The organism is Pseudomonas sp. TS_SC_3, from assembly GCF_056156225.1.
Genome location: NZ_CM149586.1, coordinates 24602 through 49994, shown reverse-complemented (window position 1 = coordinate 49994; position 25393 = coordinate 24602). Strand labels below are relative to the sequence as shown.

Here is a 25393-nt window from a genome sequence, read left to right as displayed (position 1 = left end):
CCCTTACTTGGAGTAGAGCTCGACAATCAGGCTTTCGTTGATGTCGGCGGAGAGATCACTGCGAGCCGGGACGCTTTTGAACACGCCAGACTTCTTCTCAGTGTCTACTTCTACCCATTCAACGCGGCCACGCTGGGCACACAGCTCAAGAGCTTGAACAATGCGCAGCTGATTCTTCGATTTCTCGCGGACTGCAACCACGTCACCAGCTTTAACCTGGTAGGACGGTACGTTGACAGTTTTACCGTTTACGCTGATCGACTTGTGCGATACCAGCTGACGGGATTCAGCGCGAGTAGCACCGTAACCCATGCGGTAAACCACGTTATCCAGACGGCATTCGAGCAATTGCAGCAGGTTCTCACCAGTCGCGCCTTTCTTGCCGGCAGCTTCTTTGTAATAACCGCTGAATTGACGCTCAAGTACACCGTAGATACGACGAACTTTTTGCTTCTCACGCAGCTGGGTGCCGTAGTCGGACTGACGGCCACGGCGCTGACCGTGAATACCTGGGGCTGCTTCGATGTTGCACTTCGATTCCAGAGCGCGTACACCGCTTTTCAGGAAAAGATCTGTGCCTTCACGACGAGACAGTTTGCATTTGGGACCAATGTAACGAGCCATTTCTCACTGTCTCCTGATTACACGCGACGCTTCTTCGAAGGACGGCATCCGTTATGCGGGATGGGCGTCACATCGGTGATGCTGGCGATCTTATAGCCACAGCCGTTCAAAGCACGGACAGCGGACTCACGACCCGGACCGGGACCCTTGACGTTAACGTCGAGGTTCTTCAGGCCATATTCCAGCGCAGCTTGACCAGCACGTTCTGCAGCCACCTGGGCGGCGAACGGGGTGCTTTTACGCGAGCCGCGGAAACCCGAACCACCAGAGGTAGCCCAAGACAGAGCGTTGCCCTGACGGTCAGTAATGGTCACGATTGTGTTGTTGAAAGAAGCGTGGATGTGGGCGATGCCATCAACCACCGTCTTTTTGACTTTCTTACGAGTACGAGCAGCAGGTTTTGCCATGACTAAATTCCTGTCGATGCGCGAATGCGATTACTTGCGGATCGGCTTACGCGGGCCCTTGCGGGTACGCGCGTTGGTCTTGGTACGCTGACCGCGAGCCGGCAGACCACGACGATGACGCAGGCCGCGGTAGCAACCCAGGTCCATCAAGCGCTTGATTTTCATGTTCACTTCACGACGCAGGTCGCCTTCGGTATTAACCTTGGCTACTTCGCCACGCAGCTGCTCGATCTGCTCGTCAGAGAGATCTTTGATTTTTGCAGCCGGATTGACGCCGGCGGCAGCACAGACTTTCTGTGCAGTTGTGCGACCAACACCATAGATGTAGGTCAACGAGATAACAGCGTGCTTGTTATCCGGAATGTTAACGCCTGCAATACGGGCCATTCAGTGGAACTCCAATTGACAGCTACCTACGCCCCGGAAGCCAAGAAATAGGGCGCGAGATATTAACGCTGTAGAAACAAATAATCAACCCGGCAGCGCACTAGCTGCCGGGCTTATCACTTCCTCACACTCAGCCTTGGCGCTGTTTGTGACGCGGCTCCGCACTGCAAATGACGCGAACAACACCTTCGCGACGGACAATCTTGCAGTTACGGCACAGCTTTTTCACCGATGCACGAACTTTCATCACCAACTCCTCGAACCTTATGGACTTCAGCGCAGCATGCCGCTGCCGTAGCCCTTCAGGTTGGCTTTCTTCATCAGGGATTCGTACTGGTGCGAAACGAGGTGCGATTGTACTTGCGACATGAAGTCCATCACAACCACTACCACGATCAGCAACGAGGTCCCGCCAAGATAGAACGGTACGTTGGCAGCCACCACCAGGAACTGGGGCAGCAAGCATACGGCCGTCATGTAAAGAGCACCGAACATGGTCAAACGAGTCAAAACGCCATCGATATAGCGCGCCGACTGCTCACCTGGACGGATACCGGGAATAAAGGCACCGGACTTCTTCAGGTTCTCCGCTACGTCTTTCGGGTTGAACATCAACGCTGTATAGAAGAAGCAGAAGAATACGATCCCTGCACTAAACAGCAAAATGTTCAACGGCTGACCAGGAGCGATAGCCTGTGAAATATCCTGCAGCCAGCCCATACCTTCAGACTGACCAAACCAGGCACCCAGCGAAGCCGGGAATAACAGAAGGCTGCTGGCAAAAATAGCCGGGATAACCCCCGCCATATTCACCTTCAACGGCAAGTGGCTCGTCTGCGCAGCAAAAACCTTACGACCCTGCTGACGCTTGGCATAGTGCACCGCAATGCGACGCTGACCACGCTCAATGAACACCACAAAACCGATAATCGCTACTGCCAGCAAACCGATGGCAATCAGGGCAAAAATATTGATGTCACCCTGACGAGCAGACTCGAAAGACTGCCCAATCGCCGACGGCAGACCGGCTACGATGCCTGCAAAAATCAGCATCGAAATACCGTTGCCAACACCACGCTCGGTGATTTGCTCGCCCAGCCACATCATAAACATCGCACCCGCCACAAACGTGGTGACTGCAACGAAGTGGAAGCCGAAATCAACCGTGAACGCTACGCCCTGACTGGCCAAACCAACGGACATGCCGATAGCTTGAACAATTGCTAGGACGAGGGTGCCGTAGCGGGTGTACTGGCTAATCTTGCGACGGCCAGCCTCACCTTCCTTCTTCAACTGCTCCAGCTGCGGGCTAACAGCGGTCATGAGCTGCATGATGATCGACGCCGAAATGTACGGCATGATCCCCAGTGCAAAAATACTCATGCGCTCCAGCGCGCCGCCGGAAAACATGTTGAACAAGCTAAGAATGGTCCCCTCATTCTGTCGAAACAGGTCCGCCAACCGGTCCGGATTAATGCCGGGAACGGGGATGTGTGCACCTATCCGATAGACGATGATCGCCATGAATAGAAAACGCAAACGAGCCCAGAGTTCCGACAACCCGCCATTGCTGAGCGCTGAGAGAGCACCTTGCTTAGCCATTTATTCCTCGAACTTACCGCCAGCTGCTTCGATAGCCGCGCGCGCACCTTTGGTGACGGCGATACCTTTAAGGGTGACTGCTTGAGTAACTTCACCGGACAGCATGACTTTCACACGCTGCACGTTTTGGTTAATCAGGTTGGCATCCTTCAGCGACTGCAGAGTAATAATGCCGCCTTCGACTTTATTCAGCTCGGACGTACGCACTTGTGCGCGATCCATAGCCTTCAAAGAAACGAAGCCGAACTTAGGCAGACGACGGTGCAGAGGCTGCTGGCCGCCTTCAAAACCCGGAGCAATGGTGCCACCGGAACGGGAGGTTTGACCCTTGTGGCCGCGGCCACCAGTCTTACCCAAACCGCTACCGATACCACGGCCCGGACGGTGCTTCTCGCGACGGGAACCCGGCGCAGGACTCAAATCGTTCAGGTACATGTATTAACCCTCGACTCGCAGCATGTAGTAAGCCTTGTTGATCATCCCGCGATTCTCGGGAGTATCCAGCACTTCTACGGTGTGACCGATGCGACGCAGACCCAAACCCTTAACGCAGAGCTTATGGTTAGGGATACGGCCGGTCATGCTTTTGATCAGCGTAACTTTTACGGTATTAGCCATGATTAGAGAATCTCCTCGACACTCTTGCCACGCTTGGCCGCAATAGAACCTGGCGACTGCATAGCCTTCAAACCTTTGAAGGTGGCGTACACCACGTTCACTTGGTTAGTCGAGCCGTAGCACTTAGCCAGAACGTTCTGCACGCCAGCCACTTCCAGAACAGCACGCATTGCGCCGCCGGCGATGATGCCGGTACCTTCAGAAGCAGGCTGCATGTACACCTTAGAAGCGCCATGGTTAGACTTGATGGCGTACTGCAAGGTGGTACCGTTCAGGTCTACCTGGATCATGTTGCGACGAGCAGCTTCCATCGCTTTCTGGATGGCCGCAGGCACTTCACGGGATTTGCCACGGCCGAAACCGACGCGACCCTTACCATCACCCACCACGGTCAACGCGGTGAAAGTGAAGATACGGCCACCCTTAACGGTCTTGGCAACGCGGTTAACCTGTACCAGCTTCTCGATATAGCCTTCGTCGCGCTTTTGGTCGTTATTTGCCATAACTTAGAACTCCAGCCCGCCTTCACGAGCAGCATCAGCCAGCGCCTGAACGCGGCCGTGGTACTTGAAGCCAGAACGGTCGAATGCAACCTGAGTCACACCAGCGGCTTTCGCACGCTCAGCAACCAGCTCACCAACTTTCTTGGCCGCGTCGACGTTGCCAGTGGCGCCGTCACGCAGTGCTTTGTCCAAGGTAGAGGCGCTGGCCAGAACCTTGCTGCCGTCGGCCGAAATGACCTGGGCATAAATGTGCTGCGAAGAGCGATACACGCAGAGACGCACGGCTTCTAGCTCGTGCATTTTCAGGCGTGCTTTGCGAGCGCGACGCAGTCGAGTAACTTTTTTGTCGGTCATTTGCTATGCCCTACTTCTTCTTGGCTTCTTTACGGCGGACGACTTCGTCAGCGTAACGAACACCTTTGCCCTTATAAGGTTCAGGACGACGGAAGTCACGAATCTCCGCAGCGACCTGACCAACCACTTGCTTATCCGTACCCTTAATCAGGATCTCGGTTTGGTTGGGAGTCTCAGCCACGATGCCTTCCGGCAATTCGTACTCGATCGGATGGGAGTAGCCCAGAGAGAGGCTCAACACCTGACCTTTGGCTTGCGCCTTGTAACCAACGCCGACCAGCTGCAGCTTACGCTCGAAGCCAGCATGGACACCGATCACCATATTGTTGACCAGAGCACGAGTAGTGCCGGCCATAGCGCGAGTCTGCTGATCACCATTGCGAGCAGCGAAACGCAGCTCACCAGCTTCATGCAGAACTTCAACGGACGAGTGAACATTCAGTTCGAGAGTGCCCTTGGCACCCTTTACCGAAAGCTGTTGGCCGGTGAGCTTGATCTCAACACCAGCGGGCAGCGTAACGGGGTTCTTAGCAACACGAGACATGCTTATTCCCCCCTTAGAACACTGTGCAAAGCACTTCGCCGCCGACACCGGCAGCGCGCGCAGCGCGGTCCGTCATCACACCTTTATTGGTGGAGACGATGGAAACCCCGAGACCGCCACGAACTTTCGGCAGATCATCAGAGGATTTATATTGGCGAAGGCCTGGGCGGCTTACGCGCTTAACTTCTTCGATAACCGGACGGCCTTCGAAGTACTTCAGCTCGATGGACAGCTGCGGCTTAACTTCACCGCTGATCTGATAACCCGCAATATAACCTTCGTCTTTTAGAACTTTGGCTACAGACACCTTCAACGTGGAAGATGGCATGCTTACGACGGACTTTTCAGCCATCTGGGCATTACGGATACGAGTTAGCATGTCCGCTAACGGGTCCTGCATACTCATGGGCTAGACGCTCCTGATACAAAAAGAATTAGCCTTGCGGCTACAGTCGCTGACAACGCTGGGAAAACAAACCCAGGCTCAGGCGAGCCGAGCATTCTAGAGACTGATCAAAAATGAATCAAGCCCCAAAGGGGCTTGATTCACAGATAAGACAAAGCCGGCACTGGGCCGGCTTTGTTTTTTACCAGCTGGCTTTAACCAAACCTGGTACATCACCACGCATTGCAGCTTCACGCAGCTTGATACGCGACAGCCCGAACTTGCGATAAACGCCGTGCGGACGACCGGTAATGCGGCAGCGATTGCGCAGGCGCGAAGCGCTGGCATCACGCGGCTGCTTCTGCAGTGCCACCGAAGCTTCCCAACGCGCTTCAGGAGTTGCTTCCTGATCGACGATGATGGCTTTCAGCTCAGCACGCTTCTTGGCGTACTTGGCAACCGTCAGCTGACGCTTCAGCTCGCGGTTTTTCATGCTCATTTTGGCCATGATCCAACTCCAATCAGTTGCGGAACGGGAATTTGAAAGCACGCAGCAAGGCGCGACCTTCATCATCCGAACGGGCGGTGGTGGTCAGAGTAATATCCAAACCACGCAGAGCATCGATCTTGTCGTAATCAATTTCCGGGAAAATGATCTGCTCTTTAACGCCCATGCTGTAGTTACCACGACCGTCGAAGGACTTGGCATTCAGGCCGCGGAAGTCACGCACACGCGGCAGGGAGATGGACAGCAGACGATCCAGGAACTCATACATCTTTTCGCGACGCAGAGTGACCTTGACGCCAATCGGCCAGCCCTCACGAACCTTGAAGCCTGCAATCGACTTACGGGCATAAGTCACAACGACTTTCTGACCGGTAATCTTTTCCAGGTCGGCAACAGCGTGCTCGATGATTTTCTTGTCACCGATAGCTTCGCCCAGGCCCATGTTAAGGGTGATCTTGGTGATGCGCGGAACCTCCATCACGTTGGCAAGCTTAAGTTCTTCCTTAAGCTTCGGCGCAATTTCTTTCCGGTAAATCTCTTTTAGTCGTGCCATGGTCTTCTACCTAGCAGTGTTCAAGCATCAACCGCTTTTTGGGTCGACTTGAAGACACGAATTTTTTTACCTTCTTCGATTTTGAAACCAACGCGGTCAGCCTTGTTGGTTTCGCCATTGAAGATGGCCACGTTAGAAGCGTGCATTGGCGCTTCTTTCTCGACGATACCGCCCTGAACGCCCGACATCGGGTTCGGCTTGGTATGGCGCTTCACCAGGTTGATCCCACCAACGACCAAACGGTCGTCAGCGAGAACCTTGAGCACCTTGCCACGCTTACCTTTGTCTTTACCGGCGATCACGATGATCTCGTCGTCACGACGAATCTTTTGCATGTCGGATCTCCTTACAGCACTTCAGGTGCGAGCGAGACGATCTTCATGAACTTCTCATTACGAAGTTCACGAGTCACTGGCCCAAAAATACGGGTGCCGATTGGCTCTTGCTTGTTGTTCAGCAGAACAGCAGCGTTGCCATCAAAGCGAATGATCGAGCCGTCAGGGCGACGAACGCCGTGACGCGTGCGGACTACAACAGCAGTCATCACCTGGCCTTTCTTCACTTTACCGCGTGGAATTGCTTCCTTAACGGTGACTTTGATGATGTCGCCGATGCCAGCGTAACGACGATGCGAGCCGCCCAGCACTTTGATACACATAACGCGACGAGCACCGCTGTTGTCAGCGACGTCGAGCATGGATTGAGTCTGAATCATATAATTTCTCCGACCCTTAGCCCTTAGACTTCCACTGCGCGTTCGAGGATCTCAACCAGCGCCCAAGACTTGGTCTTGGCTACGGGACGGGTTTCACGAATGGAAACTTTGTCGCCGATCTTGCTCTGGTTGGTTTCGTCGTGCGCGTGCAGCTTGGTCGAACGCTTGACATATTTGCCGTAGATCGGGTGCTTAACGCGACGCTCGATCAATACGGTGATGGTCTTGTCCATCTTGTCGCTGACGACACGGCCGGTCAGCGTACGGACTGTTTTTTCGGCTTCAGCCATGATCACTTACCTGCCTGCTGGTTGAGCACAGTTTTCACACGAGCGATGTCGCGCTTAACTTGCGAGAGCAGGTGAGACTGCCCCAACTGGCCAGTTGCTTTCTGCATACGCAGATTGAACTGGTCGCGCAGCAGGCCGAGCAGTTGCTCGTTCAGCTGCTGTGCTGATTTTTCACGAAGTTCATTCGCCTTCATCACATCACCGTCCGCTTAACAAAAGTGGTGGCGAGCGGCAGCTTTGCAGCAGCCAAGGCAAAAGCCTCACGCGCCAACTCTTCGGAAACGCCTTCGATCTCGTACAGGACTTTGCCTGGCTGGATCTGAGCTACCCAATATTCAACGCTACCCTTCCCTTTACCCATCCGCACTTCAAGAGGCTTCTTGGAGATTGGCTTGTCCGGGAAAACGCGAATCCAGATTTTCCCGCCACGCTTCACGTGACGAGTCAGAGCACGACGAGCGGACTCAATCTGACGGGCGGTGAGACGACCGCGAGCAACAGACTTCAGCGCATATTCGCCGAAGCTGACTTTACTACCGCGCTGAGCCAAGCCACGGTTGTGGCCTGTCATCTGCTTGCGGAACTTCGTACGCTTTGGTTGCAACATTTGGCGTACCCCTTACTTAGCAGCTTTTTTACGAGGCGCAGGTGCTTGTGGTTTCAGTTCTTCTTTAAGGCCACCAATCACTTCGCCTTTGAAGATCCAAACCTTGACACCGATCACACCATAAGTGGTGTGCGCTTCGTACGTGGCATAGTCGATATCGGCACGCAGGGTGTGCAACGGCACACGACCTTCGCGATACCATTCGGTACGTGCAATTTCAGCACCGCCGAGACGACCGCTCACTTGGATTTTGATGCCCTTGGCACCAATACGCATGGCGTTCTGTACAGCGCGCTTCATAGCGCGACGGAACATCACACGACGCTCCAGCTGCTGAGCTACGCTCTGCGCAACCAGCATACCGTCGAGTTCCGGCTTACGGATCTCTTCGATATTGATGTGCACAGGCACACCCATTTGCTTGGTCAGGTCCTGACGCAGCTTCTCAACATCTTCACCTTTCTTGCCGATAACGATACCGGGACGAGCAGTGTGGATGGTGATGCGTGCAGTTTGAGCCGGGCGAGCAATGTCGATACGGCTTACGGACGCGCTTTTTAGTTTGTCTTGGAGATACTCGCGCACCTTCAGATCAGCGAACAAATAGTCCGCATAAGTCCGACCGCTGGCGTACCAGACGGAGGTGTGCTCCTTGACGATTCCCAGGCGAATGCCAATGGGATGTACTTTCTGACCCATCTGATCGACTCCGTTACTTGTCCGCAACCTTGACAGTGATATGGCAAGACCGCTTGACGATGCGATCAGCGCGGCCTTTGGCACGCGGCATGATGCGCTTCAGCGAACGCCCTTCGTTGACGAAAACGGTGCTGACCTTCAAGTCATCAACGTCTGCGCCTTCGTTGTGCTCGGCGTTGGCTACAGCCGACTCCAGCACTTTCTTGATGATCTCGGCGGCTTTCTTACTGCTGAAAGCCAGGAGGTTGAGCGCTTCGCCCACCTTCTTCCCGCGGATCTGGTCGGCGACCAAGCGGGCTTTTTGGGCGGAGATGCGAGCGCCCGACAACTTAGCGGCTACTTCCATTTCCTAACCCCTTAACGCTTGGCTTTCTTGTCAGCCACGTGCCCACGATAGGTACGGGTGCCGGCAAATTCGCCTAGTTTGTGACCGACCATATCTTCGTTCACCAGAACTGGGACATGTTGACGACCGTTATGTACAGCGATGGTCAGACCGACCATTTGTGGCAGGATCATCGAACGGCGCGACCAGGTTTTCACCGGCTTGCGATCGTTCTTTTCCACCGCCGCTTCGATCTTCTTCAGTAGGTGAAGATCAATAAAAGGACCTTTTTTCAGAGAACGTGGCACTGTCGTATCCCTCTATTTACTTGCGACGACGGACGATCATATTGTCGGTGCGTTTGTTACCACGAGTCTTCGCGCCCTTCGTCGGGAAGCCCCATGGAGACACCGGATGACGACCACCAGAGGTACGACCTTCACCACCACCATGTGGGTGGTCAACCGGGTTCATGGCAACACCACGAACGGTTGGGCGAACGCCACGCCAACGCTTAGCACCTGCTTTACCCAGCGAACGCAGGCTGTGCTCGGAGTTCGAGACTTCACCCAGGGTCGCACGGCACTCAGCCAGTACTTTACGCATTTCACCGGAACGCAGACGCAGGGTCACGTAGACACCTTCACGCGCGATGAGCTGAGCCGAAGCACCAGCGGAACGGGCGATCTGAGCACCTTTACCCGGCTTCAGTTCGATACCGTGAACAGTGCTACCAACTGGAATGTTACGCAGTTGCAGACTGTTGCCCGGCTTGATCGGAGCCATGATGCCAGCTATCAGCTGATCGCCAGCGCTCACGCCTTTAGGGGCAATGATGTAGCGACGCTCGCCGTCCGCGTACAGCATCAGAGCGATGTGTGCGGTACGGTTCGGATCGTATTCAATACGCTCAACAGTGGCTGGAATGCCATCTTTGTCGTTGCGACGGAAATCGACCAGACGATAATGCTGCTTATGGCCACCGCCGATATGACGGGTGGTGATACGACCATTGTTGTTACGACCGCCAGTCTTCGACTTCTTCTCAAGCAGCGGAGCGTAAGGAGCGCCTTTATGCAGCTCCTGATTGACCACCTTGACCACAAAACGGCGGCCAGGGGAAGTCGGTTTGCATTTAACGATTGCCATGATGCACCCCTTCCTTACTCAGCACTGCTGGCGAAATCGAGATCTTGGCCTGGCTGAAGCGAAATAATCGCTTTCTTCCAGTCGTTACGCTTGCCCAAACCGCGAGCGTTGCGCTTGGTCTTACCGAGAACATTCACGGTATTAACAGCAGCAACATTCACGCTGAACAGGCTTTCGACGGCCTTCTTGATTTCCAGCTTGGTTGCATCGGTTGCAACCTTGAAAACGAACTGACTTTTTTTGTCAGCGAGGTCTGTGGCCTTCTCGGAGATGTGCGGGCCAAGCAGCACTTTAAATACGCGTTCCTGGTTCATCCCAGCAGCTCCTCGAATTTCTTCACGGCAGAAATGGTGACCAGCACCTTTTCGTACGCGATCAGACTAACTGGGTCGGAACCTTGAACGTCACGAACATCAACGTGCGGCAGGTTACGCGCAGCCAGGTACAGATTCTCATCAATAGCATCGGACACGATCAGCACATCGGTCAGACCCATGCCATTCAACTTGCCCAACAGTTCTTTGGTCTTCGGCGCTTCAACAGTGAAGTCTTCGACGACGATCAAACGATCAGTACGAACCAGCTCGGCAAGAATCGAACGCAGCGCAGCGCGATACATCTTCTTGTTCAGCTTTTGATCGTGATTCTGCGGACGAGCCGCGAAGGTCACACCACCGCCACGCCAGATCGGACCACGAGTGGTACCTGCACGAGCACGACCGGTACCCTTCTGACGCCATGGGCGCTTACCGCCACCGGACACGTCGGAACGAGTCTTCTGCTGCTTGCTGCCTTGACGGCCGCCGGCCATGTAGGCCACAACTGCTTGGTGAACCAGGGTCTCGTTGTAAGCGCCGCCAAAAGTGGCTTCGGATACTTCGATTGCTTGAGCGCCATTTACATTTAATTGCATGTCAGCTTCCCCTTAACCGCGAGCCTTGGCTGCCGGACGGACAACCAGGTTGCCGCCAGTAGCGCCAGGAACGGCACCCTTGACCAGCAGCAGGTTGCGTTCAGCATCGACGCGCACTACTTCCAGGGACTGCACAGTCACGCGCTCAGCACCCATGTGACCGGACATTTTCTTGCCCTTGAATACGCGACCCGGAGTCTGGCATTGGCCAATGGAACCCGGAACACGGTGGGACACGGAGTTACCGTGAGTGTTGTCTTGGCCGCGGAAGTTCCAACGCTTGATGGTACCGGCAAAGCCTTTACCTTTGGACTGACCGGTGACATCCACCAGTTGACCAGCTTGGAATATTTCAGCGTTGATCAGATCACCTGCCTGGTAATCGCCTTCTTCAAGACGAAATTCCATAACAGTACGACCTGCCGCGACATTCGCCTTAGCGAAGTGGCCGGCTTGCGCCTTGGACACACGAGAAGCGCGACGCTCGCCGACAGTGACTTGCACTGCACGATAGCCATCGGACTCTTCAGTTTTGAACTGGGTGACACGATTCGGCTCGATCTCAATGACCGTAACCGGAATGGAGACACCTTCTTCGGTGAAAATGCGGGTCATACCGCACTTACGACCGACTACACCAATAGTCATGTTGTAACCTCATGAGTGTACGGGGCTTTCACCCGCTATGGCCGCCCATTTCAGAGCGTTACACGACTAAAACCTAAGGCGGTCTTAGCCGAGGCTGATCTGCACTTCCACACCAGCCGCAAGATCAAGCTTCATCAGCGCGTCAACGGTTTTATCCGTCGGCTGGACGATGTCCAGAACACGCTTATGAGTACGGATCTCGAACTGATCACGCGCGTCTTTATTGACGTGAGGCGAGGTCAGTACGGTGAACCGCTCTTTGCGGGTAGGCAGAGGAATAGGACCACGCACCTGAGCACCAGTACGTTTCGCGGTTTCCACGATTTCCTGGGTTGATTGATCGATCAGGCGATGGTCAAAAGCCTTCAACCGAATACGGATTTGTTGGTTTTGCATTTTGACCTCAGATTCCAAGCTGCTATTCCCAACGGACGCATTACGCCCGTTAAAAGGAGGCGTGATTCTATAGACGCCCCTAGCAGGTGTCAACCCAATAAAAAAGCCCCCGCAAGCGGAGGCTTTTCTTAAATCATCACTTACGCGATGATTTTGGCTACGACGCCGGCGCCGACGGTACGACCGCCTTCACGAATGGCGAAACGCAGACCATCTTCCATTGCGATGGTTTTGATCAGCGTGACAGTCATCTGAATGTTGTCACCTGGCATAACCATTTCAACGCCTTCCGGCAGTTCGCAATTACCGGTTACGTCAGTTGTACGGAAGTAGAACTGAGGACGGTAGCCTTTGAAGAACGGAGTATGACGACCGCCTTCTTCTTTGCTCAACACATACACTTCTGCAGTGAAGGTGGTGTGCGGCTTAACCGAACCCGGCTTAACCAGAACCTGACCACGCTCTACGTCGTCACGCTTGGTGCCGCGCAGCAGAACGCCACAGTTCTCACCCGCACGACCTTCGTCGAGCAGCTTGCGGAACATCTCAACACCGGTGCAGGTGGTGACAGTGGTGTCACGCAGACCTACGATTTCCAGCGGATCTTGAACGCGGACGATGCCACGCTCGATACGGCCAGTCACAACGGTACCGCGACCCGAAATCGAGAATACGTCTTCGATTGGCATCAGGAACGGCTTGTCGGTCAGACGAACTGGCTCTGGGATGTAGCTATCCAGGGTTTCAACCAGTTTACGAACGGCAGTGGTGCCCATTTCGTTGTCATCTTTACCTTCCAGCGCCATACGCGCGGAACCGATGATGATCGGAGTGTCATCACCTGGGAAATCGTAAGTGCTGAGCAAGTCACGCACTTCCATTTCCACCAGCTCAAGCAGCTCAGCGTCGTCAACCAGGTCAGCCTTGTTCAGGAAAACCACGATGTACGGAACGCCAACCTGACGGGACAGCAGGATGTGCTCGCGGGTTTGCGGCATCGGACCATCAGCGGCCGAGCAAACCAGGATAGCGCCGTCCATCTGCGCAGCACCGGTGATCATGTTCTTCACATAGTCAGCGTGACCTGGGCAGTCAACGTGAGCGTAGTGACGGATCTTCGAGTTGTACTCGACGTGTGCGGTGTTGATGGTGATACCACGAGCTTTTTCTTCTGGCGCGCTGTCGATCTTATCGAAGTCAACAACAGCCGAACCGAAAACCTCGGAGCAAACACGGGTCAGTGCTGCAGTCAGGGTGGTTTTACCATGGTCAACGTGACCGATAGTGCCAACGTTGACGTGCGGTAGGGAACGATCAAATTTTTCTTTAGCCACGACAATTAACTCCTTGCCTAAAGGGCTGAATCAGCCTTGTTTTTTGGTTACAGATTCGACGATGTGCGACGGAGCTGTATTGTATTTTTTGAATTCCATGGAGTAGCTTGCGCGACCCTGAGACATGGAACGGACGTCGGTCGCATAACCGAACATCTCACCCAGCGGTACTTCAGCACGAATTACTTTGCCGGAGACCGTGTCTTCCATACCCAAGATCATGCCGCGACGGCGGTTAAGGTCGCCCATCACGTCACCCATGTAATCTTCCGGGGTAACAACTTCTACCGCCATGATCGGCTCAAGCAACTCACCACCGCCCTTCTGGGCTAGTTGCTTGGTCGCCATGGACGCAGCCACCTTAAACGCCATCTCGTTGGAGTCGACGTCGTGGTAAGAGCCATCGAACACGGTAGCCTTCAGGCCGATCAGCGGATAGCCGGCAACAACACCGTTCTTCATCTGCTCTTCGATACCCTTCTGGATAGCCGGGATGTATTCCTTAGGAACCACACCACCCACAACTTCGTTCACGAACTGCAGACCTTCCTGACCTTCGTCAGCAGGCGCAAAACGGATCCAGCAATGGCCAAACTGACCACGACCACCGGACTGACGAACGAACTTGCCTTCGATTTCACAGTTCTTCGTGATGCGCTCACGATAGGAAACCTGAGGCTTACCGATGTTGGCTTCAACGTTGAACTCGCGGCGCATGCGGTCGACCAGGATGTCCAGGTGCAACTCGCCCATACCAGAGATGATCGTTTGACCAGTCTCTTCATCAGTTTTTACGCGGAAAGATGGATCTTCCTGAGCAAGCTTGCCCAGAGCGATGCCCATTTTTTCCTGGTCATCCTTGGTCTTAGGCTCTACGGCAACCGAGATAACCGGCTCCGGGAAGTCCATGCGAACCAGGATGATTGGCTTGTCAGCGTTGCACAGAGTCTCACCCGTGGTGACGTCCTTCATGCCGATCAAGGCCGCGATGTCACCAGCGCGCACTTCCTTGATCTCTTCGCGGGCGTTAGCGTGCATTTGCACCATACGGCCCACGCGCTCTTTTTTGCCTTTAACCGAGTTGATCACGCCGTCACCTGAGGCCAACACGCCCGAGTAAACGCGGACGAAGGTCAAGGTACCCACGAATGGGTCGGTTGCGATCTTGAACGCCAGCGCCGAGAACGGCTCGCTGTCGTCTGCATGACGCTCCAGCTGAATTTCCTCGTTATCCGGGTCTGTACCCTTGATAGCAGGAATGTCAGTTGGCGCAGGCAGGAAGTCGATAACGGCGTCGAGAACCAGGGGAACACCCTTGTTCTTGAACGAAGAACCGCAAACAGCCAAAACGATCTCACCGGCGATAGTACGCTGGCGCAGAGCAGCCTTGATTTCCGCGTTGGTGAGCTCTTCACCTTCGAGGTACTTGTTCATCAGCTCTTCATTGGCTTCGGCCGCAGCCTCAACCATGTTGCCGCGCCACTTCTCAGCTTCTGCCAGCAACTCCGCCGGAATGTCCTTACGAACAGGCACAGTGCCCTTGTCCGCGTCATTCCAATAGACAGCCTGCATATTGATCAGATCGATCTGACCCTGGAAGTTGTCTTCGGAACCGATGGCCAGCTGGATCGGCACCGGGGTGTGACCCAGACGCTTTTTGATCTGCTCAACAACACGCAGGAAGTCAGCACCGGCACGGTCCATCTTGTTCACATAGACAAGACGTGGAACGCCGTATTTGTTGGCCTGACGCCATACGGTTTCCGACTGAGGCTCAACCCCGGAAGTGCCGCAGAACACAACGACCGCGCCGTCGAGTACACGCAGGGAACGCTCAACTTCAATGGTGAAGTCTACGTGCCCTGGGGTATCAATAACGTTGAAACGGTATTGGTCTTTGTGCTGCTTCTCGGAACCCTGCCAGAAGGCGGTAATAGCAGCAGAAGTAATGGTAATACCACGCTCCTGCTCCTGCACCATCCAGTCGGTGGTCGCGGCGCCATCATGCACCTCGCCCATTTTGTGACTTTTGCCTGTGTAAAAAAGGACGCGCTCAGTGGTGGTGGTTTTACCAGCATCCACGTGTGCACAGATACCAATGTTACGGTAGCGGCTAATCGGTGTAGTACGAGCCATAAAGCCCTCGCAAATTGAGTGACGCTAAAATTAGAAGCGGTAGTGCGAGAAAGCCTTGTTGGCTTCAGCCATACGGTGCACGTCTTCACGCTTCTTAACTGCAGCACCTTTGCCTTCAGCGGCATCCAGCAACTCACCAGCCAAACGCAGAGCCATGGATTTCTCGCCACGCTTGCGGGCGAAATCCACCAGCCAGCGCATGGCAAGGGCGTTACGACGGGACGGACGAACTTCGACAGGAACCTGGTAAGTAGCACCGCCTACACGGCGCGACTTCACTTCGACCAGCGGAGCGATGGCGTCGAGAGCTTTCTCGAAGATCTCCAGGGGATCACTGTTCTTACGCTCTTTAACCTTATCCAGGGCGCCATAAACGATACGCTCGGCAACGGCTTTCTTACCGCTTTCCATCACGTGGTTCATGAACTTGGCCAGGATTTGGCTTCCGTATTTTGGATCATCAAGCACTTCGCGCTTGGCTGCTACACGACGTCTTGGCATTTGATAAGCCCTCAAACGGTCTTCAGGTTAGCCCGGGACTGCACCCCTTAGGATGGATGCCCGACCTTACTCTTATCGACTCAGAAAAATAGAAACTCGCAATTCAATACACAGCGCCGATTACTTCGGACGCTTGGTACCGTACTTCGAACGACCCTGCTTACGGTCTTTAACACCGGAGGTATCCAGCGAACCGCGCACGGTGTGGTAACGAACACCTGGCAAGTCTTTTACACGACCGCCACGAATCAGTACGACGCTGTGCTCTTGCAGGTTGTGGCCTTCACCGCCGATGTACGAGGAAACCTCGAAACCGTTGGTCAGGCGCACACGGCATACTTTACGCAGTGCCGAGTTAGGTTTTTTCGGCGTAGTGGTATACACACGAGTGCACACACCACGACGCTGCGGGCAGTTCTGCAGCGCAGGCACGTCGGACTTCTCGACGATACGCTTACGCGGCTGACGTACCAGCTGGTTGATAGTTGCCATCTTAAGCTCCACTGTTGTCTTGCGACGCTATTACCCTACATAAACAAAATGGCAGAGCACATGCCCTGCCAAATTTAGGGGTGCATGAGTCTAAAGAGACTCACCGCCCCAGTCAAGACAAAGCCCCGCTAGCGAACTAGCGGGGCTTTGTACTTAATTACCGCTGGAATTCAGCGCTTCGGTCAGAGCAGCTTCCACTTCACTGGCACTAACCCGTACTGGTTTATCGGCTTCACGCTTGCGCTTACGCTCAGCATGGTAGGCCAAACCGGTACCGGCCGGGATCAGACGACCCACAACCACGTTCTCTTTCAAGCCACGCAGGTAATCGCGCTTACCAGTAACGGCCGCTTCGGTAAGAACGCGGGTGGTTTCCTGGAAAGAAGCCGCCGAGATAAACGACTCGGTGGACAGCGACGCCTTGGTGATACCCAACAACACGCGGGTGTACTTGGCAACGAACTTGTCTTCTGCCGCCAGACGCTCGTTTTCGCCCAGTACCGCGGTCAACTCCATCTGATCGCCCTTGATGAAGGTGGAATCACCCGACTCAGCCACTTCAACCTTGCGCAGCATTTGACGCAGGATGGTTTCGATGTGCTTGTCGTTGATCTTCACGCCCTGCAAGCGGTACACGTCCTGGATCTCGTTGACGATGTACTTGGCCAGCGCGCTGACACCCAGCAAACGCAGGATATCGTGCGGATCGCTCGGACCGTCGGAGATAACTTCACCCTTGTTGACCTGCTCACCTTCGAACACGTTCAGGTGACGCCACTTCGGAATCAGCTCTTCGTACGGATCGCTGCCATCGTTCGGGGTAATGACCAGACGGCGCTTGCCTTTGGTCTCTTTACCAAACGCGATGGTGCCGCTGATTTCAGCCAGAATCGAGGCTTCTTTCGGACGACGCGCTTCGAACAAGTCGGCAACACGCGGCAGACCACCGGTGATGTCGCGGGTTTTGGAAGTCTCTTGCGGGATACGCGCGATAACATCACCGATCGCGATGTTCGCACCGTTCGCCACACCCACCAGGGCGTTTGCCGGCAGGAAGTACTGAGCCAGTACGTCGGTACCTGGCAGCAGCAGATCCTTGCCATCTTCGCCAACCATCTTCAGAGCAGGACGAATGTCCTTACCAGCCGCCGGACGATCTTTCGGATCGAGGACTTCGATGTTGGTCAAACCCGTCAATTCGTCGGTCTGACGCTTGATGGTGATGCCTTCTTCCATGCCCACGTAGGTCACGGTACCTTTCATTTCGGTAACGATCGGGTGGGTGTGCGGGTCCCACTTGGCGACGATGGCGCCAGCGTCAACCTTGTCACCTTCCTTCACGGAAATGACGGCACCGTATGGCAGTTTGTAGCGCTCGCGCTCACGACCGAACTCATCAGCAATCGCCAGCTCGCCGGAGCGGGAAACCGCCACCAGGTTGCCGTCCAGACGCTCAACGTGCTTCAGGTTGTGCAGGCGAATCGCACCGCCGTTCTTCACTTGTACGCTGTCAGCCGCCGAGGTCCGGCTAGCCGCACCACCGATGTGGAACGTACGCATGGTCAGCTGGGTACCCGGCTCACCGATCGACTGAGCCGCGATAACGCCGACTGCTTCACCGATGTTGATCTGGTGACCACGAGCCAGGTCGCGACCGTAGCACATGGCACAGATGCCGTAGCGGGTCTCACAGCTGATCGGCGAACGCACGATCACTTCGTCGATGCTGTTCAGCTCGATGAATTCAACCCACTGCTCATCAACCAGCGTACCGGCTGGAACGATGACTTCTTCGGTGCCTGGTTTGAATACGTCACGGGCGATTACTCGACCCAGAACGCGCTCACCCAACGGCTCAACCACGTCACCGCCTTCAATGTGCGGCGTCATCAGCAGGCCATGCTCGGTGCCGCAATCGATGGCGGTAACCACCAGATCCTGCGCCACGTCGACCAGACGACGGGTCAGGTAACCGGAGTTAGCGGTTTTCAACGCGGTATCCGCAAGCCCCTTACGCGCACCGTGCGTCGAGATGAAGTACTGCAGAACCGACAGACCTTCGCGGAAGTTCGCGGTGATCGGCGTTTCGATGATCGAGCCGTCCGGCTTGGCCATCAGACCACGCATACCGGCGAGCTGACGGATCTGCGCAGCAGAACCTCGCGCACCGGAGTCGGCCATCATGTACATCGAGTTGAACGACTCTTGCTCAACGGTGTTGCCATCGCGATCAACCACTTTCTCTTTCGAGAGGTTGGCCATCATCGCTTTGGACACTTCGTCGTTAGCCTTGGACCAAAGGTCGATCACTTTGTTGTACTTCTCACCCTGGGTTACCAGGCCGGAGGCGTACTGCGACTCGATCTCTTTAACTTCCTCGGTGGCGGCGTCAATGATGCGCGCCTTCTCATCCGGGATAACGAAGTCGTTCACACCAATCGACACACCCGAAATGGTCGAGTAGGCGAAACCGGTGTACATCAACTGGTCAGCGAAGATAACGGTCTCTTTCAAACCCACCACGCGGTAGCACTGGTTGATCAGTTTGGAGATCGCCTTCTTTTTCATCGTCTGGTTGACCACGTCGTACGACAGGCCAGGCGGAACGATTTGGAACAGCAGCGCGCGGCCGACAGTGGTGTCGACAATACGGGTGTTCTTGGTGCTGCTGCCGTCGCGGTCGTTGATCACTTCGTTGATGCGCACTTTAACGCGAGCATGCAGCGAGGCTTCACCGGCACGGAAGACACGGTCAACTTCTTGCAGGTCAGCGAAAATACGACCTTCGCCCTTGGCATTGATCGCTTCACGGGTCATGTAATACAGACCCAGTACCACGTCCTGCGAAGGCACGATGATCGGCTCACCGTTGGCAGGCGACAGGATGTTGTTGGTCGACATCATCAGTGCGCGCGCTTCCAGCTGGGCTTCCAGCGTCAGCGGTACGTGCACGGCCATCTGGTCACCGTCGAAGTCGGCGTTGTACGCGGCGCAGACCAGCGGGTGCAGCTGAATCGCTTTACCTTCGATCAGAACCGGTTCAAACGCCTGGATGCCCAGACGGTGAAGAGTTGGTGCACGGTTGAGCAGCACGGGGTGTTCGCGAATCACTTCAGCGAGAACGTCCCACACCTCTGGCAGCTCACGCTCGACCATCTTCTTCGCGGCTTTGATGGTGGTTGCGAGACCACGCATTTCCAGCTTGCCGAAAATGAACGGCTTGAACAGCTCGAGAGCCATCTTCTTCGGCAGACCGCACTGATGCAGACGCAGGGTCGGGCCCACGGTAATTACCGAACGACCGGAGTAGTCCACGCGCTTACCGAGCAGGTTCTGACGGAAACGACCTTGCTTACCCTTGATCATGTCAGCCAAGGATTTCAGCGGACGCTTGTTCGAGCCAGTGATGGCGCGACCGCGACGGCCGTTGTCGAGCAGGGCGTCGACCGCCTCTTGCAGCATGCGCTTTTCGTTGCGCACGATGATGTCCGGCGCGGACAGATCGAGCAGGCGCTTGAGGCGGTTGTTACGGTTGATCACGCGGCGATACAGATCGTTCAGATCCGAGGTCGCGAAGCGGCCACCGTCCAGTGGAACCAGCGGACGAAGGTCTGGGGGTAGAACCGGCAGAACGGTCAACACCATCCACTCAGGCAGGTTGCCCGAACCGAGGAACGCTTCCATCAGCTTCAGACGCTTGGACAGCTTCTTGATCTTGGTTTCCGAGTTGGTTTGCGGAATTTCTTCGCGCAGACGACCAATCTCGTGCTCCAGGTCGATCGCGTGCAGCAGTTCGCGGACGGCTTCAGCACCCATGCGGGCATCGAAGTCATCGCCGAACTCTTCGAGGGCTTCGAAGTACTGCTCGTCGTTCAGCAGCTGGCCTTTTTCCAGGGTGGTCATGCCCGGATCGATAACGACATAGCTCTCGAAGTAGAGAACGCGCTCGATATCACGCAGGGTCATGTCCATCAGCAAACCGATACGGCTCGGCAGCGACTTGAGGAACCAGATGTGGGCAACCGGCGAAGCCAATTCGATGTGCGCCATGCGCTCACGACGAACCTTGGCCAGCGCCACTTCAACGCCGCACTTCTCGCAGATTACGCCGCGATGCTTCAAGCGCTTGTACTTACCGCACAGGCACTCGTAATCCTTTACCGGGCCAAAGATCTTGGCGCAGAACAGGCCGTCACGCTCAGGTTTGAACGTACGGTAGTTGATGGTTTCCGGCTTTTTAACTTCACCGAACGACCACGAACGGATCATCTCAGGCGACGCCAACGCAATACGGATTGCGTCGAACTCTTCGACTTGACCCTGGTTTTTCAGCAAATTCAGTAGGTCTTTCAAGGCCTTTCCTCCTGGCGGAGCAGAGAGCGGGCTATGCAGCCACGCTCTCGATTCGCGTCACGTGTTATTCGGTTTCCAGATCGATGTCGATACCCAGCGAACGGATCTCTTTGATCAGTACGTTGAAGGACTCGGGCATGCCCGGCTCCATACGGTGATCACCGTCCACGATGTTTTTGTACATCTTGGTACGGCCGTTCACGTCGTCCGACTTCACGGTCAGCATTTCCTGCAGGGTGTAGGCGGCGCCGTAAGCTTCCAGTGCCCAGACCTCCATCTCACCGAAGCGCTGACCACCGAACTGCGCCTTACCACCCAGCGGCTGCTGAGTAACCAGGCTGTAGGAACCCGTGGAACGCGCGTGCATCTTGTCGTCCACCAGGTGGTTCAGTTTCAGCATGTACATGTAGCCAACGGTGGTCGGACGCTCGAACAGGTTGCCGGTACGACCGTCAACCAACTGCATCTGACCGCTCTCTGGCAGATCCGCCAGTTTGAGCATGGCTTTGATCTCAGTTTCCTTGGCGCCATCGAACACCGGGGTGGCCATTGGCACACCGCCTTTGAGGTTGTGCGCCAGGTTGAGAATTTCCTGATCGCTCAACTCATCCAGGCTTTCTTGACGACCGCCGATTTCGTTGTAGATCTGCTGCATGAACTTGCGCAGCTCAGCGACTTTGCGCTGCTCTTCGAGCATGCGGTTGATCTTCTCGCCCAACCCTTTAGCCGCGAGGCCCAGGTGGGTTTCAAGGATCTGACCGACGTTCATACGCGATGGTACGCCCAGCGGGTTGAGAACGATGTCGACCGGCGTACCATTGACGTCGTGCGGCATGTCTTCAACCGGCATGATCACCGAGACCACACCCTTGTTACCGTGACGACCGGCCATCTTGTCGCCCGGCTGAATGCGACGACGGATTGCCAGGTAAACCTTGACGATCTTCAGTACGCCTGGAGCCAGGTCATCGCCCTGTTGCAGTTTGCGCTTCTTGTCTTCGAACTTGTCGTCGAGCAACTGACGGCGGTCGGAGATGTAGGCCTGAGCCTTTTCCAACTGCTCGTTCAGCGCATCGTCAGCCATGCGCAGCTTGAACCACTGGCCGTGCTCAAGGCCGTCGAGGAACTCGTCGGTAACTTCAGCGCCCTTCTTCAGGCCTGCGCCGCCTTCGGCTTTCTTACCCACGAGGGCAGAACGCAGACGCTCGAAGGTCGCGCCTTCAACAATGCGGAACTCTTCGTTGAGGTCCTTGCGGATCTCGTCAAGCTGGCTCTTCTCGATCGACAGCGCACGTGCGTCACGCTCAACGCCGTCACGGGTGAAGACCTGCACGTCGATAACGGTACCTTTGGTGCCAGTCGGCACACGCAGGGAGGTGTCCTTAACATCCGACGCCTTCTCACCGAAGATGGCACGCAACAGTTTCTCTTCTGGAGTCAGCTGGGTTTCGCCTTTTGGCGTGACCTTACCAACCAGAATGTCACCTGGACCCACTTCAGCGCCGACATACACGATGCCTGCTTCGTCCAGCTTGTTCAGCGCCGATTCACCGACGTTCGGGATGTCGGAAGTGATTTCTTCCGAACCGAGCTTAGTGTCACGCGCCACACAGGTCAGTTCCTGAATGTGGATGGTGGTGAAACGGTCTTCTTGCACCACGCGCTCGGAGAGGCAGATGGAGTCTTCGAAGTTGTAACCGTTCCACGGCATGAACGCGACGCGCATGTTCTGACCCAGAGCCAGCTCACCCATATCGGTGGACGGACCGTCGGCCAGGATGTCGCTGCGCTCAACCTTGTCACCTTTGCGCACCAGCGGACGCTGGTTGATGCAGGTGTTCTGGTTGGAACGGGTGTACTTGGTCAGGTTGTAGATGTCGACACCGGCTTCGCCAGTTTCAACTTCGTCGTCATTGACGCGAACCACAACACGGCTGGCATCGACAGAGTCGATCACACCGCCACGACGCGCCACGACGCACACGCCGGAATCGCGCGCCACGTTGCGCTCCATACCAGTACCGACCAGCGGCTTGTCAGCGCGCAGGGTAGGTACAGCCTGACGCTGCATGTTCGAACCCATCAACGCACGGTTGGCGTCGTCGTGCTCGAGGAACGGGATCAGCGAAGCGGCAACCGAAACTACCTGCTTGGGCGATACGTCCATCAGGGTGACGTCTTCAGGCGCTTTAACGGTGAATTCGTTGAGGTGACGTACCGCCACCAACTCATCAACCAGCTGACCTTTATCGTTCATGGTCGCCGAAGCCTGGGCGATCACGTGATCGGCCTCTTCGATAGCGGACAGGAACACGATTTCGTCGGTAACCAGGGTGTCTTTCACCACACGGTACGGGCTCTCAAGGAAGCCGTACTGGTTGGTGCGCGCATAAGCTGCCAGGGAGTTGATCAGACCGATGTTCGGACCTTCAGGGGTCTCGATCGGGCACACACGGCCGTAGTGGGTCGGGTGTACGTCACGGACTTCGAAGCCGGCACGCTCACGGGTCAGACCGCCCGGGCCAAGAGCCGAAACACGGCGCTTGTGGGTGATCTCAGAGAGCGGGTTGTTCTGGTCCATAAACTGCGAGAGCTGGCTGGAACCGAAGAACTCTTTCACCGCGGCCGCAACTGGCTTGGCGTTGATCAGGTCCTGCGGCATCAAGCCTTCGCTTTCAGCCATCGACAGACGCTCTTTGACCGCACGCTCAACACGCACCAGGCCAACGCGGAACTGGTTCTCGGCCATTTCGCCGACGCAGCGAACACGACGGTTACCCAGGTGGTCGATGTCGTCGACGATGCCTTTGCCGTTACGGATGTCGACCAGGGTCTTGAGAACCTCGACGATATCTTCCTTGCTCAGCACGCCCGAACCTTCGATTTCGGTACGACCGATACGACGGTTGAACTTCATCCGGCCGACCGCAGACAGGTCATAGCGCTCAGGGCTGAAGAACAGGTTGTTGAACAGGGTCTCAGCGGCATCCTTCGTTGGCGGCTCGCCAGGACGCATCATGCGGTAGATCTCGACCAGCGCTTCCAACTGATTGGTGGTGCTGTCGATTTTCAGGGTGTCAGAGATGAACGGACCGCAATCGATGTCGTTGGTGTACAGCGTTTCAATGCGTACAACCTGAGCCTTGACCACCTTGGCCAGAATCTCGACGTTCAGCTCGGTGTTGCACTCAGCGATGATTTCGCCGGTAGCCGGGTGCACGATAGCCTTGGCCGAAGTGCGGCCGATCAGGTAATCGATTGGCACTTCCAGCTCTTTGATACCGGCTTTGTCCAGTTGGTTGATATGGCGCGCAGTAATCCGGCGACCTTGCTCAACAATGACTTTGCCCTTGTCGTCTTTGATATCAATGACGGCAATTTCGCCACGCAGACGCTGCGGTACCAGTTCCAGGTTGAGGGATTCGCCCTTAACGTGGAAAACGTTGGTCGCATAGAACGCGTCCAGCACTTCTTCTGTGCCATAGCCCAGCGCGCGCAGCAGCACGGAAGCCGGCAGCTTGCGACGACGGTCGATGCGCACGAACACGGCGTCCTTCGGATCGAACTCGAAGTCCAACCAAGAACCGCGGTAAGGAATGATCCGCGCCGAGTACAACAGCTTGCCCGAGCTGTGCGTCTTGCCACGGTCGTGGTCGAAGAACACACCTGGGGAGCGGTGTAGCTGGGAGACGATAACGCGCTCGGTACCGTTGATAACGAAGGTACCGTTTTCGGTCATGAGCGGAATTTCGCCCATGTACACTTCTTGTTCCTTAATGTCCTTGATCGCTTTGTTCGACGATTCTTTGTCGAAAATGATCAGACGGACTTTGACTCGCAGCGGCACGGCGTAGGTAACGCCACGCAACGTACATTCCTTAACATCAAAAGCCGGCTCGCCCAGGCGATAACCGACATACTCCAGAGCAGCATTGCCGGAATAGCTGATAATCGGGAAAACAGACTTGAAGGCCGCATGCAGGCCAATGTCGCGGAACTGGTCCTTGGTCGCTCCTGCCTGCAGGAATTCGCGATACGAATCCAGCTGGATGGCCAGGAGATAAGGCACATCCATGACATCCGGCAACTTGCTAAAGTCCTTGCGGATACGTTTTTTCTCAGTATATGAGTAAGCCATCAGCGTTCCCCAGCTTGGTCACCTGCTTATTTGGCCCCTCCGACGGGAGTTGCCAGAAACTCTTGCAAACCCTAAGTTTGCACCGCCACATCGGGCGGGGTTTTCACGCCTAGATCAACTAACGAATAGCCAACCTAGAACGGAAAAAGGCCGGTGGCAAAAGCCACCAGCCATCAGCCTTTCGCTTAACGCTTGGGCTGTAGACGCAAGGT

General features: G+C 55.5%; 32 protein-coding genes. All 32 read right to left on the bottom strand.

The window, feature by feature from the left end; genetic code table 11:
* Positions 1–3: 3 nt before the first annotated feature.
* Positions 4–624 (bottom strand): 30S ribosomal protein S4, encoded by a 621-nt coding sequence (rpsD, locus tag AC0J6G_RS00310; RefSeq protein WP_475250441.1) that lies wholly within the window; start codon positions 622–624, stop codon positions 4–6.
* 17 nt (positions 625–641) lie between these two features.
* Positions 642–1031, bottom strand: a complete 390-nt coding sequence (rpsK, locus tag AC0J6G_RS00305; RefSeq protein WP_013789773.1) for a 30S ribosomal protein S11 — start codon at positions 1029–1031, stop codon at positions 642–644.
* A 30-nt stretch (positions 1032–1061) separates the two neighbouring features.
* Positions 1062–1418, bottom strand: coding sequence for a 30S ribosomal protein S13 (rpsM, locus tag AC0J6G_RS00300; RefSeq protein WP_475250440.1), 357 nt, complete (start codon positions 1416–1418; stop codon positions 1062–1064).
* Positions 1419–1548: 130 nt separating this feature from the next.
* Positions 1549–1665 (bottom strand): 50S ribosomal protein L36, encoded by a 117-nt coding sequence (rpmJ, locus tag AC0J6G_RS00295; RefSeq protein ID WP_014854209.1) that lies wholly within the window; start codon positions 1663–1665, stop codon positions 1549–1551.
* A 26-nt stretch (positions 1666–1691) separates the two neighbouring features.
* Complete coding sequence (secY, locus tag AC0J6G_RS00290; protein WP_475250439.1) at positions 1692–3020, bottom strand: preprotein translocase subunit SecY; 1329 nt, start codon at positions 3018–3020, stop codon at positions 1692–1694.
* A complete protein-coding gene (gene rplO, locus AC0J6G_RS00285; RefSeq protein WP_475250438.1) occupies positions 3021–3455 on the bottom strand; it encodes a 50S ribosomal protein L15 in 435 nt (144 codons plus the stop codon).
* 3 nt (positions 3456–3458) lie between these two features.
* Positions 3459–3638, bottom strand: coding sequence for a 50S ribosomal protein L30 (rpmD, locus tag AC0J6G_RS00280; RefSeq protein WP_079204534.1), 180 nt, complete (start codon positions 3636–3638; stop codon positions 3459–3461).
* A 2-nt stretch (positions 3639–3640) separates the two neighbouring features.
* A complete protein-coding gene (gene rpsE / locus AC0J6G_RS00275) occupies positions 3641–4141 on the bottom strand; it encodes a 30S ribosomal protein S5 (protein WP_274087710.1) in 501 nt (166 codons plus the stop codon).
* A 3-nt stretch (positions 4142–4144) separates the two neighbouring features.
* Positions 4145–4495, bottom strand: a complete 351-nt coding sequence (gene rplR / locus AC0J6G_RS00270) for a 50S ribosomal protein L18 (protein ID WP_079204532.1) — start codon at positions 4493–4495, stop codon at positions 4145–4147.
* A gap of 10 nt (positions 4496–4505) precedes the next feature.
* Positions 4506–5039, bottom strand: a complete 534-nt coding sequence (rplF, locus tag AC0J6G_RS00265) for a 50S ribosomal protein L6 (protein ID WP_475250437.1) — start codon at positions 5037–5039, stop codon at positions 4506–4508.
* Positions 5040–5052: 13 nt separating this feature from the next.
* Complete coding sequence (gene rpsH, locus AC0J6G_RS00260) at positions 5053–5445, bottom strand: 30S ribosomal protein S8 (protein WP_475250436.1); 393 nt, start codon at positions 5443–5445, stop codon at positions 5053–5055.
* A 181-nt stretch (positions 5446–5626) separates the two neighbouring features.
* Entirely contained in the window at positions 5627–5932 is a 306-nt protein-coding gene (rpsN, locus tag AC0J6G_RS00255) for a 30S ribosomal protein S14 (protein WP_475250435.1), read from the bottom strand.
* 13 nt (positions 5933–5945) lie between these two features.
* Entirely contained in the window at positions 5946–6485 is a 540-nt protein-coding gene (gene rplE / locus AC0J6G_RS00250) for a 50S ribosomal protein L5 (RefSeq protein ID WP_274087709.1), read from the bottom strand.
* A gap of 20 nt (positions 6486–6505) precedes the next feature.
* Positions 6506–6820 (bottom strand): 50S ribosomal protein L24, encoded by a 315-nt coding sequence (rplX, locus tag AC0J6G_RS00245; protein WP_475250434.1) that lies wholly within the window; start codon positions 6818–6820, stop codon positions 6506–6508.
* Positions 6821–6831: 11 nt separating this feature from the next.
* Complete coding sequence (rplN, locus tag AC0J6G_RS00240) at positions 6832–7200, bottom strand: 50S ribosomal protein L14 (RefSeq protein ID WP_014854220.1); 369 nt, start codon at positions 7198–7200, stop codon at positions 6832–6834.
* A gap of 23 nt (positions 7201–7223) precedes the next feature.
* A complete protein-coding gene (gene rpsQ, locus AC0J6G_RS00235; protein WP_090243097.1) occupies positions 7224–7490 on the bottom strand; it encodes a 30S ribosomal protein S17 in 267 nt (88 codons plus the stop codon).
* Between the two features lie 2 nt (positions 7491–7492).
* A complete protein-coding gene (gene rpmC, locus AC0J6G_RS00230; protein WP_002555481.1) occupies positions 7493–7684 on the bottom strand; it encodes a 50S ribosomal protein L29 in 192 nt (63 codons plus the stop codon).
* A complete protein-coding gene (gene rplP / locus AC0J6G_RS00225; RefSeq protein WP_475250433.1) occupies positions 7684–8097 on the bottom strand; it encodes a 50S ribosomal protein L16 in 414 nt (137 codons plus the stop codon). Before rplP ends, rpmC begins: the two co-directional genes overlap by 1 nt.
* A gap of 12 nt (positions 8098–8109) precedes the next feature.
* Positions 8110–8796, bottom strand: coding sequence for a 30S ribosomal protein S3 (gene rpsC / locus AC0J6G_RS00220; RefSeq protein ID WP_069519907.1), 687 nt, complete (start codon positions 8794–8796; stop codon positions 8110–8112).
* Between the two features lie 13 nt (positions 8797–8809).
* Entirely contained in the window at positions 8810–9142 is a 333-nt protein-coding gene (rplV, locus tag AC0J6G_RS00215) for a 50S ribosomal protein L22 (RefSeq protein ID WP_003210077.1), read from the bottom strand.
* 11 nt (positions 9143–9153) lie between these two features.
* The gene (gene rpsS, locus AC0J6G_RS00210; RefSeq protein WP_475250432.1) at positions 9154–9429 is read right to left on the bottom strand and encodes a 30S ribosomal protein S19; all 276 of its coding nucleotides are present in this window, start codon (positions 9427–9429) and stop codon (positions 9154–9156) included.
* Between the two features lie 16 nt (positions 9430–9445).
* Positions 9446–10270, bottom strand: coding sequence for a 50S ribosomal protein L2 (gene rplB, locus AC0J6G_RS00205; protein ID WP_136665578.1), 825 nt, complete (start codon positions 10268–10270; stop codon positions 9446–9448).
* Positions 10271–10284: 14 nt separating this feature from the next.
* Positions 10285–10584, bottom strand: coding sequence for a 50S ribosomal protein L23 (gene rplW / locus AC0J6G_RS00200; protein WP_475250431.1), 300 nt, complete (start codon positions 10582–10584; stop codon positions 10285–10287).
* Complete coding sequence (gene rplD, locus AC0J6G_RS00195; RefSeq protein ID WP_475250430.1) at positions 10581–11183, bottom strand: 50S ribosomal protein L4; 603 nt, start codon at positions 11181–11183, stop codon at positions 10581–10583. The genes rplW and rplD overlap by 4 nt, the downstream gene beginning before the upstream one ends.
* Positions 11184–11195: 12 nt before the next feature.
* Positions 11196–11831 carry a 50S ribosomal protein L3 gene (rplC, locus tag AC0J6G_RS00190; RefSeq protein WP_411187027.1) on the bottom strand — a complete coding sequence of 212 codons (636 nt, stop codon included), beginning with the start codon at positions 11829–11831 and terminating at the stop codon, positions 11196–11198.
* A gap of 84 nt (positions 11832–11915) precedes the next feature.
* Complete coding sequence (gene rpsJ / locus AC0J6G_RS00185) at positions 11916–12227, bottom strand: 30S ribosomal protein S10 (RefSeq protein WP_010486970.1); 312 nt, start codon at positions 12225–12227, stop codon at positions 11916–11918.
* Positions 12228–12367: 140 nt separating this feature from the next.
* Positions 12368–13561: an elongation factor Tu gene (gene tuf / locus AC0J6G_RS00180; RefSeq protein ID WP_475250422.1), complete on the bottom strand. Its 1194-nt coding sequence runs from the start codon at positions 13559–13561 to the stop codon at positions 12368–12370.
* A 30-nt stretch (positions 13562–13591) separates the two neighbouring features.
* Entirely contained in the window at positions 13592–15697 is a 2106-nt protein-coding gene (gene fusA / locus AC0J6G_RS00175; protein WP_475250429.1) for an elongation factor G, read from the bottom strand.
* 30 nt (positions 15698–15727) lie between these two features.
* A complete protein-coding gene (gene rpsG / locus AC0J6G_RS00170; RefSeq protein WP_010490886.1) occupies positions 15728–16198 on the bottom strand; it encodes a 30S ribosomal protein S7 in 471 nt (156 codons plus the stop codon).
* Between the two features lie 120 nt (positions 16199–16318).
* Entirely contained in the window at positions 16319–16690 is a 372-nt protein-coding gene (gene rpsL / locus AC0J6G_RS00165; protein ID WP_003463319.1) for a 30S ribosomal protein S12, read from the bottom strand.
* Positions 16691–16843: 153 nt separating this feature from the next.
* Complete coding sequence (rpoC, locus tag AC0J6G_RS00160; protein ID WP_475250428.1) at positions 16844–21043, bottom strand: DNA-directed RNA polymerase subunit beta'; 4200 nt, start codon at positions 21041–21043, stop codon at positions 16844–16846.
* Positions 21044–21107: 64 nt separating this feature from the next.
* Positions 21108–25181 carry a DNA-directed RNA polymerase subunit beta gene (gene rpoB, locus AC0J6G_RS00155; RefSeq protein ID WP_475250427.1) on the bottom strand — a complete coding sequence of 1358 codons (4074 nt, stop codon included), beginning with the start codon at positions 25179–25181 and terminating at the stop codon, positions 21108–21110.
* Positions 25182–25393 lie beyond the last annotated feature (212 nt).